16 protein-coding genes are annotated in these 16,606 nt (G+C 70.3%); 6 read left to right on the top strand and 10 right to left on the bottom strand.

Annotated elements, in window-relative coordinates:
* A partial coding sequence (locus BMY74_RS43315) for a transposase (RefSeq protein ID WP_143091973.1) occupies positions 1-235 on the bottom strand: 235 nt, incomplete at its 3' end.
* Positions 236-597: 362 nt separating this feature from the next.
* Here BMY74_RS43315 and BMY74_RS43310 point away from each other — a divergent pair.
* Both BMY74_RS43310 and BMY74_RS43305 read left to right on the top strand, forming a co-directional pair.
* Positions 598-1,395 (top strand): ion transporter, encoded by a 798-nt coding sequence (locus BMY74_RS43310; RefSeq protein WP_245786725.1) that lies wholly within the window; start codon positions 598-600, stop codon positions 1,393-1,395.
* 190 nt (positions 1,396-1,585) lie between these two features.
* Positions 1,586-2,776 carry a putative glycoside hydrolase gene (locus tag BMY74_RS43305; protein ID WP_177230223.1) on the top strand — a complete coding sequence of 397 codons (1,191 nt, stop codon included), beginning with the start codon at positions 1,586-1,588 and terminating at the stop codon, positions 2,774-2,776.
* A 12-nt stretch (positions 2,777-2,788) separates the two neighbouring features.
* On the opposite strand, the gene BMY74_RS43300 is transcribed toward BMY74_RS43305, so the two are convergent.
* On the bottom strand, positions 2,789-3,379 hold the full coding sequence (locus BMY74_RS43300; RefSeq protein ID WP_089928107.1) for a TetR/AcrR family transcriptional regulator: 591 nt from the start codon (positions 3,377-3,379) through the stop codon (positions 2,789-2,791).
* A 66-nt stretch (positions 3,380-3,445) separates the two neighbouring features.
* Between BMY74_RS43300 and BMY74_RS43295 the strand changes: the two genes are divergently transcribed.
* The gene (locus tag BMY74_RS43295; protein ID WP_089928137.1) at positions 3,446-4,843 is read left to right on the top strand and encodes an aldehyde dehydrogenase family protein; all 1,398 of its coding nucleotides are present in this window, start codon (positions 3,446-3,448) and stop codon (positions 4,841-4,843) included.
* 98 nt (positions 4,844-4,941) lie between these two features.
* Here BMY74_RS43295 and BMY74_RS43290 read toward each other — a convergent pair whose 3' ends face one another.
* Together BMY74_RS43290 and BMY74_RS43285 are read right to left on the bottom strand one after the other, a co-directional pair.
* Positions 4,942-5,853: a TauD/TfdA dioxygenase family protein gene (locus BMY74_RS43290; RefSeq protein ID WP_089928105.1), complete on the bottom strand. Its 912-nt coding sequence runs from the start codon at positions 5,851-5,853 to the stop codon at positions 4,942-4,944.
* Positions 5,854-6,025: 172 nt separating this feature from the next.
* Positions 6,026-6,580 (bottom strand): CGNR zinc finger domain-containing protein, encoded by a 555-nt coding sequence (locus tag BMY74_RS43285; protein ID WP_089928102.1) that lies wholly within the window; start codon positions 6,578-6,580, stop codon positions 6,026-6,028.
* Between the two features lie 87 nt (positions 6,581-6,667).
* Between BMY74_RS43285 and BMY74_RS43280 the strand changes: the two genes are divergently transcribed.
* Positions 6,668-7,603, top strand: a complete 936-nt coding sequence (locus BMY74_RS43280) for an EamA family transporter (protein WP_089928099.1) — start codon at positions 6,668-6,670, stop codon at positions 7,601-7,603.
* A gap of 147 nt (positions 7,604-7,750) precedes the next feature.
* The gene (locus BMY74_RS43275) at positions 7,751-9,454 is read left to right on the top strand and encodes a VWA domain-containing protein (RefSeq protein ID WP_177230222.1); all 1,704 of its coding nucleotides are present in this window, start codon (positions 7,751-7,753) and stop codon (positions 9,452-9,454) included.
* Between the two features lie 25 nt (positions 9,455-9,479).
* On the opposite strand, the gene BMY74_RS43270 is transcribed toward BMY74_RS43275, so the two are convergent.
* From BMY74_RS43270 to BMY74_RS43245, 6 genes are all read right to left on the bottom strand, one after another.
* Positions 9,480-10,238: a DeoR/GlpR family DNA-binding transcription regulator gene (locus BMY74_RS43270; RefSeq protein ID WP_089928094.1), complete on the bottom strand. Its 759-nt coding sequence runs from the start codon at positions 10,236-10,238 to the stop codon at positions 9,480-9,482.
* A 73-nt stretch (positions 10,239-10,311) separates the two neighbouring features.
* The gene (gene melA / locus BMY74_RS43265; protein WP_089928091.1) at positions 10,312-11,604 is read right to left on the bottom strand and encodes an alpha-glucosidase/alpha-galactosidase; all 1,293 of its coding nucleotides are present in this window, start codon (positions 11,602-11,604) and stop codon (positions 10,312-10,314) included.
* Between the two features lie 33 nt (positions 11,605-11,637).
* The gene (locus tag BMY74_RS43260; RefSeq protein WP_089928088.1) at positions 11,638-12,546 is read right to left on the bottom strand and encodes an SIS domain-containing protein; all 909 of its coding nucleotides are present in this window, start codon (positions 12,544-12,546) and stop codon (positions 11,638-11,640) included.
* Positions 12,547-12,566: 20 nt separating this feature from the next.
* On the bottom strand, positions 12,567-13,373 hold the full coding sequence (locus BMY74_RS43255) for a carbohydrate ABC transporter permease (protein ID WP_089928085.1): 807 nt from the start codon (positions 13,371-13,373) through the stop codon (positions 12,567-12,569).
* The gene (locus tag BMY74_RS43250) at positions 13,370-14,305 is read right to left on the bottom strand and encodes a carbohydrate ABC transporter permease (RefSeq protein ID WP_218159962.1); all 936 of its coding nucleotides are present in this window, start codon (positions 14,303-14,305) and stop codon (positions 13,370-13,372) included. The genes BMY74_RS43255 and BMY74_RS43250 overlap by 4 nt, the downstream gene beginning before the upstream one ends.
* Positions 14,302-15,570, bottom strand: coding sequence for an ABC transporter substrate-binding protein (locus tag BMY74_RS43245; protein ID WP_089928082.1), 1,269 nt, complete (start codon positions 15,568-15,570; stop codon positions 14,302-14,304). The genes BMY74_RS43250 and BMY74_RS43245 overlap by 4 nt, the downstream gene beginning before the upstream one ends.
* A gap of 175 nt (positions 15,571-15,745) precedes the next feature.
* On the opposite strand from BMY74_RS43245, the gene BMY74_RS43240 reads away from it, so the two are divergent.
* Complete coding sequence (locus tag BMY74_RS43240) at positions 15,746-16,594, top strand: endo alpha-1,4 polygalactosaminidase (protein WP_089928080.1); 849 nt, start codon at positions 15,746-15,748, stop codon at positions 16,592-16,594.
* The last annotated feature ends 12 nt before the right edge of the window (positions 16,595-16,606 follow it).

Here is a 16,606-nt window from a genome sequence, read left to right as displayed (position 1 = left end):
GTAACCGGTCGAAGTCCACCCGGCCTCGGGCCAGCGCGGCATAGCCGCTGCCATGCCCGCGGCGATGCTCGCCGGCCAGCGACAGCTCCGCGATCGACCGCACCGGGCCGTCCCCGCACAACACCGCATCGCTCAGCTCGAACAACGCGTCCGCACGCCGCGTCAGACAGCGGTAGAACTCCTGACGCACTCCGGACAGCTCCCTGGACGCGGCGGCGTCACGGGCATGGTGCACACTGATCAACTGAAGCCCTTGGTGACGATCTTCTTCCCTAGACAAGAAGAATGATCAACCAAGGGCTTCACTCATGATCAACCAGGGTCACGCCCAACCGTTCAGAGGTTAAAACTCAAGCTAGTGGTGTGTCCCAGAAGGTCGGCGAGGTGATCCACGCTCAGCAGGGCGCCTCGCGGCACCCGTCTGACCGCGAATTACCCTGGCAACCTCCTGCGCCACACCACTGGTTCGCGCTGACGGCGGGGTGTGGCCGATGGGAACCCATCGGCCACACCCCGTTCGCGTTCCGGGACTCGCCGGCCCAGCGGCCGAACGGGCGAACCGCCGGCCGTGAAGATCCACTCGATAGATTGATCTTCGTGCTCTCCCGTGACCGGCTGCGCGTCCTGGTCGACGCTCCGTGGTTCAACAAGGTGATCACCGCGGTGATCCTCGTCAACGCGGTCACGCTGGGTGCCGAGACGTCCCCGCAGCTCATGGCGTCCTTCGGGGACGCGCTGCACGCCGTCGACCGGCTGGTGCTGGCGGTCTTCGTCGTCGAGCTCGCGCTCCGCTTCGGCGCCTGCGGACGCGCCTTCTTCCGCGACCCGTGGAACTGGTTCGACACCGTGGTCGTGGCGATCACGTTGCTGCCGACCACTTCCGGCGCGTTCTCCGTGCTGCGCGCCCTGAGGGTGCTGCGGGTGCTGCGGCTCGTGTCCGTGGTGCCCAGCATGCGGCGGGTCGTGTCGGCGTTGCTGACCGCGTTGCCGGGCATGGCCTCCATCACCGCGTTGCTGTCGCTGGTGCTGTACGTGTCGGCGGTGATCGCCACGAAGCTGTTCAGCGGCGTCGCGCCCGAGTACTTCGGCGACCTCGGCGACTCGCTGTTCACGCTGTTCCAGGTGATGACCGGGGAGGCGTGGTCGGAGGTCGCGCGCCAGGTCATGCAGGAGAAGCCCTTCGCGTGGGTGTTCTTCGTCGGCTACCTCGTCGTCACGACGTTCACGGTGCTCAACCTGTTCATCGCGGTGGCCGTGAGCGCGATGCAGGCCCAGATGACCGAGGAGCACGCGGAGCACGACCGCGAGGAGATGGCGGCGACGATGGAGATCCTCGCCGAGGTCCGCAGAATTCGCGCCGACGTGGAAGAACTGCGCGGCCGTACGTCCGTCTGAGCGGCGGCGCGGTCACCCGGCCAGGAGCGGCCGCTTCTACCGAGGGTGTCAGTTCACCGCGGCCGTGCACCGCAAAAGGTGGTTTACCAATTCGAAGCCGTTTCTCCTTGCTGGCCGGGTATGCCACCGGAAGATCTTCCGAGCGGGGAGGAACGAAATGCTTGAGAAAACAGGCAAAGTACGAAAACTCTTGCTGGCCCTGACGGTTCTGCTGGCCACCGTCGCGACGCCCGCGGCCCAGGCGGAGTTCGCCCCGGTGGGACGCGCGCAGTCGTTCTGGCTGCACCTCAACAGCACGCCGGTGTCCGACGAGATGATCGCCGTCGAGGCCAAAAGGCGTGCTCACGTCGTGCTGAACGCCTGGGAGGGCGACCTCCTGCGCAAGCTCAAGGCCGCGAACCCCGCCGTGAAGGTCTTCGTCTACAAGGACCTCTCCTCCACCCGCTCCTATGCGTGCAAGAACGGGAAGGACGATGAGCACCTGCCCACCGGACTGGGGTACTGCGAGGTCCGCCGAACCCACCCGGAGTGGTTCCTCAAGGGGAAGAAGGGACAGGAACTCGAGTACTCGGGGTACGACGGCCACTGGCAGATGGACGTCGGAAATCCCGAATACCGCAAAGCGTGGGTGAAACGCGTCGTCGAATCGTCGAAGGCCACCGGATTCGACGGTGTCTTCCTCGACAACGCCCTGTACGCCTGCGACGCCTACCACTCCGGCGAGTGCCCGCCGAAGTACCCGGACAACGCCTCTTTCCAGCAGGCGTACCGGGGCATGCTCGCCGAGGTGAAGACCGGGTTCAGGGCCGCGGGCCTGCTGTCGGTCGGCAACCTGACCAACGCTCGGCTGCACCCCGGCGGCTGGGAGCTGTACGGCCTCTACCTCGACGGCGCGTTCGACGAGTGGTGGCTGGCGTTCTCGAGCGACAGGCTGCTCGAGGAGTACCCGGAGGGCTGGAGCAGGCAGGTCGCCGAGATCACCGTCAACGAGGCGCAGGGCAAGATGACCTGGGTGCAGCCGCACTTCGACGAGGGGGACACGCAGGCCTTCCGCTACGCGCTCGCCAGCCTGTTCATGACCACCTCCGGCAAGGCCGCGATCGCCGAGGTCGCGAAGACCGACGGCTACGGCGACGCGACGGCGTGGCACCCCGAGTACGACTGGTACCTCGGCCACCCCGTCGGCACCTACCGCCCGGTCGCGAACAAGGTGTTCCGCAGGGACTTCACTTGCGGCGTGGCGCTCGTCAACGCCAACCCGACCGGGACCCGCCCGACCAGGATCGACCTGCCGCGCACCTACACCGACCAGGACGGCAAGGCCGTCAGCTCGGTCAGCCTGGCCGGCACGAGCGGCGCGCTCCTGCGCGCGAACTGCTGACGCCCGGTCGCGTCACGCTCCGGCGATGACGGCGAGCAGCATGCGGAGCTCGGCTTCCGCGGTGTGCCCCGCGCCGGACTCGACGAACACGGACCTGGCCAGAGCCGTCCCGATCAGCACGAGCGCGAGGACTTCGACCTGCGCGCCGTCGATCCGCCTGGCCAGCTCCCCCCGCTCGACGGCTTGTGCCACCAGGCTCTCCAGCTCTTCGCGGACGGCCAGGTACACGTCGTCGCGGAGGATCTGCCGCAGCGCCGGGTCGTGCGCGGCCTGCCCCATCAGGGACAGCAGCGCGGGACCGGTGGCAGCTTCGAGGATCTTCCGCTTGCGCGCCAGGAGCTCCCGCACGTCGCCTTTGAGGGAGCCGGTGTCGACGCCGCGCAGTTCGGCGTGGGTGATGTGCCGGGCGACGGCGCCCGCGAGCGCCTGCTTGGAGGGCCAGCGCCGGTAGAGCGACGCGGTGGAGGCGCCCGCGCGCTTCGCGACGGCCGTCGTGGTGAACGCGGCCCAACCCGACTCGGTCAGGACCTCGATCGCCGCGGTGATCAGCGCCTCGTCCACCCGCGGGTCCTTGGGGCGCCCGATCTCGGCTTTCTCAGTCATCGCCGGCCAGTGTACCCACCGGAAGAAACGAAAAGGATCTGTTTCGTATTGGTGTACGGTGGCGGCATGACCATCCCTGCCGTCGTGTCCGACGCGCGCAAGGTGTTCGAGTCCGGCGCCACGCGCTCCCCCTCCGCCCGTGCCGCGAGCCTCCGGGCGTTGCGCGCGATGATCATCGACAACGAGGCCGCGATCGAGGCCGCCCTGTGGGCAGACCTGCACAAAGGCGCGGGCGAGGCGCAGCTGACCGAGATCGGCGTGGTGCTGGCGGAGATCGGCCACGCCCTGCGCCACCTGCGGAGGCGGACGCGGCCCCGGCGCGGCCCGGTCCCCCTCGCGTTGTGGCCCGCGCGTGCCCGGCTGGTGTCCGAGCCGCTCGGCGTGGTGCTGGTGATCGCGCCGTGGAACTACCCGCTGCAGCTGCTGCTCGACCCGCTGGCGGGGGTGCTGGCCGCGGGCAACACCGCGGTGCTCAAGCCGAGCGAGCTGGCCCCGGAGACCTCGGCGCTGGTCGCGCGCCTCGTGCCCGCCTACTTCCCCGGCGGCGAGGTGCGCGTCGTCGAGGGAGGCGTCGAGGAGACCACCGAGCTGCTGGCCCAGCGGTTCGACCACATCGTGTTCACCGGCAGCGGCGCGGTCGGCCGGATCGTGATGCGCGCGGCGGCCGAGCACCTCACGCCGGTGACGCTGGAGCTGGGCGGCAAGTCGCCCGCGTGGGTCGACGACGACGCGCGCCTCGACCAGGCGGCGCGGCGGCTGGTGTGGGCGAAGTTCACCAACGCGGGCCAGACGTGCGTCGCCCCCGACTACGTGATGACCACCCCGGACCGGGTGCCCGCGCTCGTCGAGGCGTTGCGCCGGGCGATCGCGGACCTGTGGGGCGACGACCCGCGGGCGAGCGGCGACTACGGCCGTGTCGTGAACGAGCGGCAGTTCGACCGGCTCGTGGCGTTGCTGGACGGCGCGGACGTGGTGATCGGCGGCGAGCACGACCGCGCGGAGCGGTACCTCGCCCCCACCGTCGTCGTGAGCGGTGGCCGCGCGGTCGGCCCGGACGCGACGGACCCGTTGCTGCGCGAGGAGATCTTCGGCCCGGTCCTGCCGATCGTCGCGGTCGAGTCGGCCGAGCAGGCGGTCGACGTCGTGAACAACTGGGACAAGCCCCTCGCGCTGTACGTGTTCACTTCCTCCGCCCGCACCCGCAAGCTCTTCGAGCAGCGGACGTCGTCCGGCGCGGTGGTGCACGACGCGGGCCTGATCCACGTCGCGGCGACCGGGCTGCCGTTCGGCGGCGTCGGGGCCAGCGGGATGGGCGCGTACCACGGGCCTTACTCGTGGCGGGCGTTCTCGCACCTCAAGCCGGTGCTGCGCAAGCCGCTCGCACTCGACACGCTGCGCCTGGCGCAGCCGCCGTTCACCGGCTTCGGGTCGCGACTCGCACAACGGCTGACGCGACTCGGCTGAGCACGCCGATAGTCGTCGGAAGTGTGGGCGTGCGCTGAAGCCGGCATCGGCCAACGCACGCCCACACCTCCACGCCGACCGTCTGGCCGCCCCGAGGACTACAGGGCGGAGAAGTGCGCCGCGTCCCCCACCACCGTCGTGCTGGCCACCCCGTCCACGCTCACCGGCACGTCCCCGGCGATCGTGATCCGGTGCAGCCGGCGCCGCAGGTCGTCGTAGTCCGCCACGCCGTAGTGCTGGGTGGCGCGGTTGTCCCACACGGCCACGTCCCCGTCCGACCACTGCCACCGCACGGTGTTCTCCAACCGGGTCACCCGGTTCTGCAGCAGGTCGAAGATCGCCCGCGACTCGGCGGTGCTGACGCCCACGATGCGCTTCACGAAATGGCCGAGCAGCAGGGCGCGTTCGCCGGTCTCCGGGTGCACGCGCACCACCGGGTGCTCGGTCTCGTAGCGCAGCGACTCGAACTCGTCGCGGTAGGCCTCCTCCTTGACGTCCACTCCCCCGATGCGGGTCGAGTCGACGGCGGCCGCGTAGTCGTAGAGGTTCGTGTGCACGGCCCAGAGGCGGTCCACCAGGGCCTTGAGGGCTTCGGGCAGCTCGTCGTAGGCGCGGGCGGTGTTGGCCCACACCGTGTTGCCGCCGTAGGGCGGGAGCTCGATCGCCCGCAGGATGCTGATGGCGGGCACCCGGTCCACGAACGTGACGTCGGTGTGCCAGCTGTTCGCCTTGCCCTGCTCGGAGTCGATGGCGAGGACGTTGGCGTGCTGCTCGCCCTTGACCGTGGGGTGCGCGAGGGTCGGCTCGCCGAGCAGGCGGGCGAACGCGAGCTGGCCCGCGTCGTCGAGGTGGTCCTGGCCGGAGAAGAACACCACCTTGTGCGCCAGCAGCGCCGTGCGGATCTCGGTGACGACCTCCTCGGGCAGGTCGCCGCCGAGGCGGACGCCGTCGATCCGCGCTCCGATGCCCGCACCCAGTTTGCGGACCGTGACGGAGAGCTGTGCGGTCATCGCTGACTTCCTTTCGTGGTGGGCGAACCTGCCCTCCCACCGTGCTGACACCGGCGCCGCCCGCGCAACATTGCGCGCGGAGAAATCAAGTCTTCCCAAGGGGTGGACGTGGTTGCGGCGAACTCCTCGTCACTCCACTGAGGACAGTCAGTCCGAGGAGGGCACCCGCTGCTCACCGCCCGTCGGCGCGCCGCTCGCGGAACGCGATCATGTTCATCCTGTTGCCGCACCGCACGCTGCAGAACCGCTTGAGGCCGTTGCGGGACAGGTCGAACAGCAGGCCCTCGCAGTCGTCGGCCGCGCAGACCCGCAGGCGGCCCATCTCGTTCATGCGGATCACGTCGATGAGGGCCAGTGCGGCCTCCACCCGCATGCGCTCGGCGAGCGGGGAGGTGGGTTCGGTGGCGTGCATGTGCCAGTCGAGGTCGTCGTGCCGCACGAGGTGCGGCAACGCCTTGGCGTCGCGCAGCATCTTGTTGACGGCCTCCACGGCGTCGTCGCGGGCGAACGACCACACGCTCCTGAGGAGTGCGCGGGTGCGGTGGACGTCCCGCAGTTCCGCCTCGTCGCCGTCGATGCGGCCCGTGTAGGGGAAGCGGCCCAGGAAGTCTTGGAGCTGGGCGACCGTGGCCAGTTCGTCTTCGCCGCCGCGGGAGGCCGACGGGTCGGTGTTGCACAGCGCCACGACGAACTCGAGCGACTCCTCCGTGTCAGGGGCAAAACGCAAATTGACTCCTTACCGGGACCGGCCTAGCGTCAGGGGTGTCGGCCAGGTTAGGCCATGACATCGTTCGGGACCGGGAGGCACGCGAGCATGGGGATTTCGAAGTCGGCCGGTCTGATCGCCGCGGCGGTCTCGTTCCTCTCGTTCGGCACCTCCGGTGCGTTCGTCAAACCGCTGCTGGAGGCCGGGTGGTCCCCCGCCGCCGCGGTGACGGCCCGTGCGCTCACCGCCGGTCTGGTGCTGCTCCCGCTGGTCGTCGTCGTGATGCGCGGGCGGTGGGGGTTGCTGCGGGAGGCCCGCTGGCCCGTGCTGGGCATGGGCCTGGTGGGCGTGGCGGTCACGCAGGTCCTCTACTTCGCCGCGATCCAGCGGATCCCGGTGGCGACGGCGCTGCTGATCGAGTTCCTCGCGCCGCTCATCCTGGTCGGGTTCACCTGGGCGGTCAGCCGCCGCACGCCCGCGCCGGTCGTGCTCGTCGGCTCGGTGCTCGCGGTGGGCGGGCTGGTGCTGGTGATCGGGCCCGGGGCGATCCAGGCCGTGGACCCGGTCGGCCTCGCGGCGGCGTTCGGTGCCGCCATCGGGTGCTCGGTGTACTTCGTGATCGCCGCCCGTCCCAACAACGGGCTGCCGCCGGTCGCGCTCGCGGGCGCGGGGCTGCTGGTGGCGGTGCCCGTGCTGGCGCTGGTGGGGCTGACGGGGCTGCTGCCGTTCACCGCGACGTTCGGTGACGTGCCGCTGTTCGGCGAGCCCACCGCCTGGTGGGTGCCGTTGCTCGTGGTCGCGGTCGTCGGCACGGCGCTGGCGTACGCGAGCGGCATCACCGCCTCCGGTGTCCTCGGCTCGCGGCTCGCGTCGTTCATCGCGCTGCTGGAGGTCGTCTCCGCCTCGCTGTTCGCCTGGCTCCTGCTGGGCGAGGGACTCTCGCCGCTGCAGCTGGTCGGCGGGCTGCTGATCCTCGCCGGCATCGCGTCGGTGAAGGCGGAGCGGCAGAAGGTGGAACCGGTGGTCGCACCGGCCGCCGCCTAGAAAGCCCCGACGTGGAATAGTTTTTCGCATCGAGAACGCGAATGGCGGGTTTGTAACAGCTTTCGTCGCACGGACTATGTGCCGTGCATGACGTCGCCCAGACGAAGACCCTCGACCTCGTGGACGAACCGGCTCGCTTCCCTTCCCGTGTCCGTCCTCCTCGCGGCTGCGCCTGTCACGGTGGCCCAGGCGCAGCCCGCGACCTGCGGAGAAGTCGAGATCGTGGCGTTCAGCGACACCGGTGAGACCCTGGACAGGATCATCGGCACGGCCGGCGTCACGGTCCACCGCGTCACCCACCCGCCGATCGCGTCGACGGATTTCTTCAACGGGAACGAGGCCCTCTTCGACTCGGTCGAGCACAGCCGGTTCCTCGGCGGCGAATACCTGCGCCAACGGTACGAAGAATGCGGATCCGCCGGAACCCGTTTCATTCTCGCCGGGCATTCGCAGGGCGTCCTCGCCGCGCGCGAGGTCGCCCTGGACGTTCCGGCCGCCTGGATCGCCGGGGTGTTCGGCGTCGGGGACCCGGCGCAGAAGGCCGGGGCCCGCGGTGTCACCGGCGGCGGTGCCGACGGCAACGGCCTCCACCGGCAGCGGGTCGGCAAGGACGACGGCACGGCGAGCAGCGACCCGTTCTACGACCTGCCGGTGCCGGTCTTCCTGTTCTGCCACGACGACGACCCCGTCTGCGCCGGCACGCCGTCGCCGGACCTCGGTCCGCACTTCGGCTACGGCGAGGCGCCGGAGGAACGCCAGGAGCTCGCTCTCCGCCTCCGGGACCTGGTGGAGGCCGCTCCCGCACCCCTTCCCGATCCCGGCCCGGCGGACCTGATGTTCGCCATCGACACGACCGGGTCGATGACGCCCTTCCTCGCCGCCGCGGCCGCGAGCGCCGAGAGCACCGCCGACGCGCTGCGCGCCCTGAGCTCGAAGGCACGGGTCGGGCTGGTCGAGTACCGGGACCACGGCGGCGGCCGCGCGGCGCGGACCGTCGTCCCGCTGACGGAGGACTTCGCCGCGTTCGAGTCGGGGCTGCGCGGACTGCGGGCGGACGATGGCGGCGACACGCCGGAGGCCGTCCACTTCGGACTCGTCACGGCGCTCGGCGCGGACTGGGACCGCGGGGCAGCACGTGCGCTCATCGTGCTCGGTGACGGCCCGGCGCACGACCCCGAACCGGTCACGGGCCTGACCGCCGCGGCCCTCACGGACATCGCGAGGGGTGTCGCGCCGCTGCCCGGCGGTGCCGCCTCCGCCCGCACCGTCACCGGGCCCGGTACCGGCGTGAGGATCCCGCCGGTTCCCGTCTACGCGTTGGCGGCCAACGACTCGCTGAGCGCTCAGATGGGCCCGATCACGACCGCGACCGGCGGTGCCGTGTTCCCGATCAAGACTTCCGACGAGGTGGGCAAGAGCGTCGTGCGGGTCATCGAGGACGCGACGACCGCGCCGGCCGCCGGGCTCAGGGCGGCGGCCACCGTGCTCGCCGGCACCAGGACCACGCTCAGCGGTCTCGGCTCCAGCCGCGCCGGTGACGCCACCTTCGCGTTCGACTTCGACGACGACGGCGCAATCGACCGGTCGGGCCTCGACGCCACCGCGACGCACACCTACCCGGCGCCCGGCGGGACGAAGGCGCGGCTGGTCGTCACCGATCGCCGCGGTCGTTCGTCCGAGGCCGTGGTGGACGTCGAGGTCCGCGCACCGGATTCCCTGGACCGCGCCGATCCGCGGCCATCGGCGTCGACGGGTGATCTCACCTTCACCGCGGCCACCGGCGTCGGTTGCGTCCTGCTGGGCTGCGGGATCCTGCTCCTCGTGACCGCCCGGCGCCGCGGGCGGCAGTGACCCGTCAGTGATCCCTCAGGCACCGTCAGGCGACGACCACCTCGACACCCGCCGACCGCAGCTTGTCCAGTTCCTCCGCGGGTGCGGACGAGTCGGTGATCAGCACGTGCACGTCGGAGATGCCGGCGATGCGGGAGAAGGCGCGCTTGCCGACCTTGGACCCGTCGGCGAGCACCACCACCCGGTCGGCGGTGCGCAGCAGGCAGTGGTCGGTCTGCGCCTCGACCTCGTCGTGGGTGGCGATGCCGCTGCGCGCGTCGATGCCGTCCACGCCGAGGAACACCAGGTCGAGGCTGATGCCGGCGAGGGCCCGGTCGGCGATCGGGCCCACCAGTTCGTAGCTCTCCGGACGGACGCCGCCGCCGGTGACCACCAGGTCGATCATCGGGCGCGGGCAGAGGTCCGAGGCGATGTTGAGCGCGTTCGTCACGACCTTCAGCGGCCTAGTGACGGCCAGCAGGCGCGCGAGTTCCGTGGTCGTGGTGCCGCCGTTGAGGCCGACCGACTGGACCGACTCGGTCACGAACCTGGCGGCGGCCTCCGCGATCTGCCGCTTCTCCTCGCGGCGGCCCACGCGGTAGCGCAGCGGGAGCTCGTAGATCACCTCGACCGCCACCGCGCCGCCGTGCGTGCGCTTGAGCAGCTTCTGCTCTTCCAGTGACTGGAGGTCGCGCCGGATCGAGGCCACGGACGTGCCCAGGTCCTCCGCGAGCCCGGTGACGCTCACCGAGCCCGCGTCCGCGAGCTTGCCCAGGATCGCGGCGAGACGCTGCTCTTGACGCATTCGATCACTATAGCGCACGAATACTGCTCGGTTTGGCATCAATTGAGCCGGTTTCACGCACTGGACATGCTCGTTATCGCCGCAGTGCGGCGGGCAGCAGGTCACCGTGCGCCGCCGTCATCGCCGCGACGAGGTCGTCGATCTGGTCGACCGTCAGCGCGGCGGCGGTCGCCGGGTCGCACAGCGCCGCGTGCCGGACGTGGGCGGGATCGCCCTCGACGGCCGCGGCCACGGTCAGCTCGACCACGTTGAGGAAGCTCCGGTTCACGGCGGCGAGCTGGCGCGGCAGGGCGCCGACGCGGTGCGGGTGCACGCCCAGCCGGTCGAGGGTCGCCGGCACCTCCACGGCGGCGCCCTCGGGCAGGTTCGAGATCAGGCCGTGGTTCGCCACGTTGACCTGGATCGTGCGCTGACGGCCGGTGACCAGGCTGTGGATCACCTGCGGCGCGTACTCGACCGCCTCGTCCTCCAGGGGAGGCAACGACTCCCCGGCGGCCAGCGCGTCGCGCGTCTTCTCGTACGTGGCCACGTTCTCCGCGCTGATCGTCGCGTAGTCGCGGACCGGGATGCGCAGTCGCTCCACTTCGGATTCGTGCTTGAGGTACCACGGCACGTACTCGCAGGAGTGCTCGCTCGTCTCCGTCGGGTAGAAGCCGAGCCGGCGGTAGAGGTCGACGCGCACGCGCCGGGCCAGGCCGGGGTCGGCGGCGATGGCGGCGTCGAGCGCCGGGTACAGGTCGCGCCCCCGGTGCTGCCACCGCAGGATCCACGCCTGGTGGTTCACGCCCGCCGACAGGAAGTCGACCTCGTCGTGCGGCACGCCGACCAGCGCGCTCAGGTCGTGGACCGTCCAGTGCACCGAGTGGCACAGGCCGACGGCCTTCAGCCGCGGCGCGACGGCCGCCAGGTACTGGACGTTCATCGCCATCGGGTTGGTGTAGTTCAGCAACCACGCGTCCGGGCACACGGCGAGCACGTCGGTGGCGAGCCCGTCGAGGAACGGGAACGTGCGCAGGCCGCGGAAGATCCCGCCGATGCCGAGCGTGTCGCCGATGGTCTGCCGCAGCCCGAACGACTCCGGCACGTCGAAGTCCCGCATCGTCGCCTCGTGGCCGCCGATCGCGACCATGTTGACGACGACGTCGGCGCCCTCCAGCGCCTCGCGGCGCGACAGCGAGGTGCGGATGCGGGCGCCGCCCTCCCCCGCGGTGAGACGGGCCAGCCCGGCCGCCACCTCGAGCCGTTCGGGATCGACGTCGTGCAACGAGATCGTGCAGCCGGCGAGCTCGGGGAACGACAGGACGTCGCGGAGCAGCTGGCGGGTGAACTCGACGGAACCCGCGCCCACGAACGCGATGGTGAACATTGGTCAGCCTTCCGGTACCGGGGTCTACGGGTGTCAGGTCGCCGGGTCGAGGATGACCGAGCGGCTCAGGTTGCGCGGGGTGTCGGGGTCGAGTCCGCGCAGCAGCGCCACCTCCACGGCCAGGCGGTGCACGGCCACGAGCTCGGCGAGCGGGTCGCGGTCGCGGGCGAACCACCGGCCGCCGGTCGCGGCGACCTCGGCGTCGAGGCCCGCGGGCACCGCGCCGAACGCCCAGACCAGCGAGCCCTCGTCGGTGATGGCGATCGGCCCGTGCCGGTACTCGGCGGCCGGGTAGGACTCGGTCCAGCTCAGCGACGCCTCGCGCATCTTCAGCGCGGCCTCCGCGGCCAGGCCGGTCGTCCAGGGCGCCCCGCCTAGGAACGTGAACTGGTCGCGCTGCACCAGGTCCTCGGGCAGCGGTTCGGCGAGGGCCTGTTCGGCGTCGAGGACCGCGCGCTCCAGCCATTCGCCGAGGTGGGCGCGGAACAGGACCAGCGCGGTCGTCGCGAACCGGGTCTGCACGACCGAGCGCTCGTCGGCGAACTCCAGCGCCACCACCTGGTCGGCCAGCGCGGTCACCGGCGTGCCGGGAGTGCCGACGACCGCCGTCACGGGCACCTCCAGCCGCCGCACCACGTCGACCACCTCGGTGGTGGTGCCCGAGCGGGTCAGCGCCACGACGCGGTCGTAGGCGCGGCCGAACGGGAACTCGGACGCGGCGAACGCGTCGGTCTCGCCGTGGCCCGCGTCCTCGCGCAGCCGGGCGTAGGCCTGGGCCATGAACAAAGACGTGCCGCACCCGACGACCGCGACGCGTTCCGTGCGCCGGGGCAGGGCGTCCGCGGTCTCCGGTTCGGCGGCGAGTGCGACGGCCCGGCGCCAGCAGCCGGGTTGTGACGCGATCTCCGCGTTGGTGTGCCGTGCGGCGGAGTTGATGTGCATGGCGGAACCCCTTTGGTCGGTCACTTGATGCCCGCTGCGGCCACCGACCGCACGAAGAACCGCTGGGCGAAGAAGAACACGAGCAGGACGGGCAGCTGGCTGAGCACCGTGCCGGCCATGAGCTTCGGCCAGTTCGTGGTGTGCGCGCCCTGGAAGCTCTGCAGTCCCAGTTGGACGGTCATCACGTCCGGGCTCTGCACGGCGATGAGCGGCCACAGGAAGTCGTTCCAGGTCTGCAGGAACGTCAGCACGGCCAGGGTGGCGAGCGTCGGGCGCATCAACGGCAGCAGCACCTGGAGCAGCGTGCGCAGCCTGCTCGCGCCGTCGATGCGGGCGGCCTCCTCCAGTTCCCTCGGCAGGGTCGTGAAGAACTGCCGCATCAGGAACACGCCGAACGCGGTGGCGAGGTTGGGCGCGATCAACGCGCCGAGCGTGTCGACCAGGCCGAGCGACCGCATCATGATCAGCAGCGGCAGCATGACGATCTGGAACGGCACCATCAGCGTCGCGAGCATCAGCACGAACGCGACCTTGCTGCCGATGAACGAGATGCGAGCGAAGGCGTACCCGGCCAGTGAGCACAGCAGCAGGTTGCCCGCGACGCAGACGACGGACACCACCAGGCTGTTGCCGAGCCACGAGCCGAGCGGCGCGTCCCGCATCGCCGCGAGGTAGTTCTCCCACTCGATCCCGCTGGGCAGACCGGGTGGGAAGCGTCGCGACTCGGCCTGGGTGGAGATCGACACGAGCAGCATCCACACCAGCGGCGTCACCATGACGGCGGAGAGCGGCAGGAGGATCAGGTGCAGCGCACTGGGCCTTCTCATCGGACCTCGTAGTGGGACGTGCGGCGGTTGAACCGCAGCTGGACGAGGGTGAACGCGCCGATCACGAGGAACACCGCGCAGCCGATGGCCGCCGCGTACCCGCCGTCGAAGCTGACGAACGCCTCGTTGTAGAGGTGGTAGACCAGCACGGTGGTCGCGCGCAGCGGGCCGCCCTTGGTGGTCACGTAGACCGCGTCGAAGAGCTGCAGGCCGTTGATCGTGAGCCACACCAGCAGGAAACCCGTGGCCGGGGCGACCAGCGGCAGTTCGACGTGCCAGAACGACCTCGCGCGGCCGCAGCCGTCCAGGGAGGACGCCTCGATCAGGTCCTTCGGCACGTTCTGCAGGGCAGCCAGGTAGATGATGACCGCGAAGCCGAGCCAGCCCCACACCGTCATCGCCACGACGGCGAACAACGCCTGGCCGGGGTCGGAGAAGAACCCCTGCTTGGGCAGGCCGACGGCGTCGAGCGCGGCGTTGACCAGGCCGAACTGCGGGTTCGCGAGCCAGCTGAACATGATGCCGGTCGCGACCGTCGAGGTCACCAGCGGCACGGACACGGCGAGCCGGTAGAACACGACGCCGCGGATCTTCTGGTTGAGCATCACCGCGATCGGCAGCGCGAGCGCGAGCGTGATCGGCACGAACAGCACGACGTAGACGAGCGTGCGCCGGGCCGCGTCCCAGAACAGCGGGTCGGCGACGAGCTTCGCGTAGTTGTCGCCGCCCGCGAACGTGCCGGGCGAGGTGAGGTCGGTGTGCTGGAAGGAGAGCACGAACGACCACACCACCGGGACGAGGCCGAACACCCCGATCAGGACCACCGCGGGCGCGGCGAACCCCCACCCGGCGACGTGGTCGTCGAGCCTGCGCCGGTCCACTCGCGGGCGCTCGCGCACGACCGCCCGCCGCGCCTGGACTTCCGCCGTCACGAGGCAGCCAGCTCCTGGTCGACCTCGCCGGTCGCCTGGTCGAGGGCCGCCTGCGGTTCGGCCTGGCCGAGCAGGACCGACTGCACGGCGGTGCCGAGGATCTGCGAGATCTTCGGGTACTGCGGGATGTTCGGCCGCGCCTTGGTGACGTTCTTCGCGAGGTTGTCGACGAACACCTCGGTGCCGGGGTACTTGGCCTCGAACTCGGCGTACCCCGCGAGGTCCACTTCGGACTGCCGGATGGGCAGGTGGCCGGTCTCCATGGCGAACTCCAGGTGGATCTCCGCCGACAGCAGCCACTTCAGGAACGGCAGCGCGTTCTTGCGGCCGTTCTCCCCGAAGACGACGAACGTGTCCGGGCCCGCGATGGTGGCGTGGGTCACCTTGCCGGGCAGGACCTGCACGCCGTAGGACACGTCCTCGTTGATCGAACCGAGGTCCCACGGCCCGGTCCACAGCATGCCGATGCGGCCGGAGTTGAAGAGGTTCAGGTACTGCTGGTCACCCGCGTCGAGGTAGACGGACTTGTCCGTGACGGCCATGTCCCGCAACAACCCCATGGCCGCCCGGCCCGCGTCGGAGTTGAACGCCGCCTTCTTGCCGTCGGCGGAGAGCAGGTCGCCGCCCGCCTGCCAGAGCAGGGCGAGGAAGCGCCAGACCGTGTCCTCGGTGCCGTCGTTGACGTAGGCCCAGCCGAAGCGGCCGTCGGCGGTGAGCTTCTTCGCGGCCGAGCGGAACTCGTCCCAGGTCCACTGCTCGGTCGGGTGCGCGATGCCGGCGTCGTCGAAGAGCTTCTTGTTGTAGACGAGGGAGAGGTTGTCGACGAGGGCGGGAACGCCGTAGATCTTGCCGTTGACCGTCGCGGCCTCGCGGCCCGCCGGGAAGAGGTCGTCCCAGTCGAACGCCGTGTCGCCGCGCACGGCGTCGGTCAGGTCCTGGGTCTGCGGGCGGTCGGTGAGGCCGGTGATCGAGGAGCCGTACTGGTAGGCGACCTCGGGCGGGTTGCCGGACGCGAAGGAGGCCAGCGTCTTCTGCAGCGCGTTGTCGTTGCCGCCGTTGAACACCGCCTCGACCTGCTGCTCGGGGTGGGTCGAGTTCCACCGGGCGACGAGCTTGTCGAGCGCCGCTGCCTCCTTGTCGGTGTAGCCGTGCCACACCTGGACCTTGCCGTCACCGCCGGAGCCCGACCCGCAGGCAGCGGTCATGACGAGCGTGGCGCCCATCATCAGCACCGTGCGGCGACTCAGCCCTCTGCCGTGCGCCATGTCGACTCCCTCGCGTGGTGGGTGCGGCTGTGTGGTCGCGAACACTAAGCGCGAATCGCTCAAACAAGCAAGCATTCTGACCGAATGAGATTGCTTACTGGTCACTTGATGCGGTTCTCGCTACTGTCGCTCAGACCCGATCACCACTTCTGATCGATCAAGGAGACAGGCGCCTATGAAGTCCCCTGCACGCGCCCTCACCGGCTCCGCACTCGCCGCCCTGGCGCTGGCGGCCTGCGTGGCCGGACCGCTCACCTCGTCCAGCGCGGCGGAAGGGAGCTCCGCGGCGGCGGTGGAGCTGCCTCCGGCCGGTGCGGTGCTCGACTACCAGCTCGGCGCGGCCTACGCGCCGCCGCAGGGCGTCACGCTCGTGACCCGTGATGCCACCGCGGCACCGGCGCCCGGCATCTACAGCATCTGTTACGTCAACGGCTTCCAGACGCAGCCCAGCGACAAGAACGTGTGGCTGAACCAGCGCGGGCACCTGATCCTCAAGGACTCGCGCGGCAACCCGATCATCGACCCGAAGTGGCCGGACGAGTTCCTGCTCGACACCTCGACCTCGGCCAAGCGCACCGAGCTCGCGGGCATCATCGGCGCGACGATCGACACGTGCGCGTCCAAGGGCTTCAAGGCGGTCGAGGTGGACAACCTCGACTCGTACCTGCGGTCCAAGGGCAAGCTGACCGTGGATAACAACCTGGCCTACGCCAAGCTTCTCGCCGACCGCTCCCACGCCAAGGGCCTCGCGATCGGTCAGAAGAACTCCGCCGAACAGGCCGCACGCGGGAAGTCCGAGGTCGGCTTCGACTTCGCGGTCTCCGAGGAGTGCCACCGCTGGGAGGAGTGCTCGTCGTACTCCGACGTGTACGACTCACACGTGATGGACATCGAGTACACCGATGACCTGCGCGGCACGTTCGAGGACGTGTGCAACGACCCGGACACCCCGGCCACGACGACGTTGCGCGACCGCTACCTCGTCGGGCCCGACCACCCGGACTACGCGTTCGACCACTGCTGATCCGAGCCGTGT

Origin of the sequence: Lentzea albida, from assembly GCF_900111005.1 — a bacterium.
GTDB lineage: Bacteria > Actinomycetota > Actinomycetes > Mycobacteriales > Pseudonocardiaceae > Lentzea > Lentzea albida.
The sequence above is the reverse complement of the archived record's forward strand: the minus strand, read 5'-3'. Positions and strand labels throughout refer to the sequence as shown.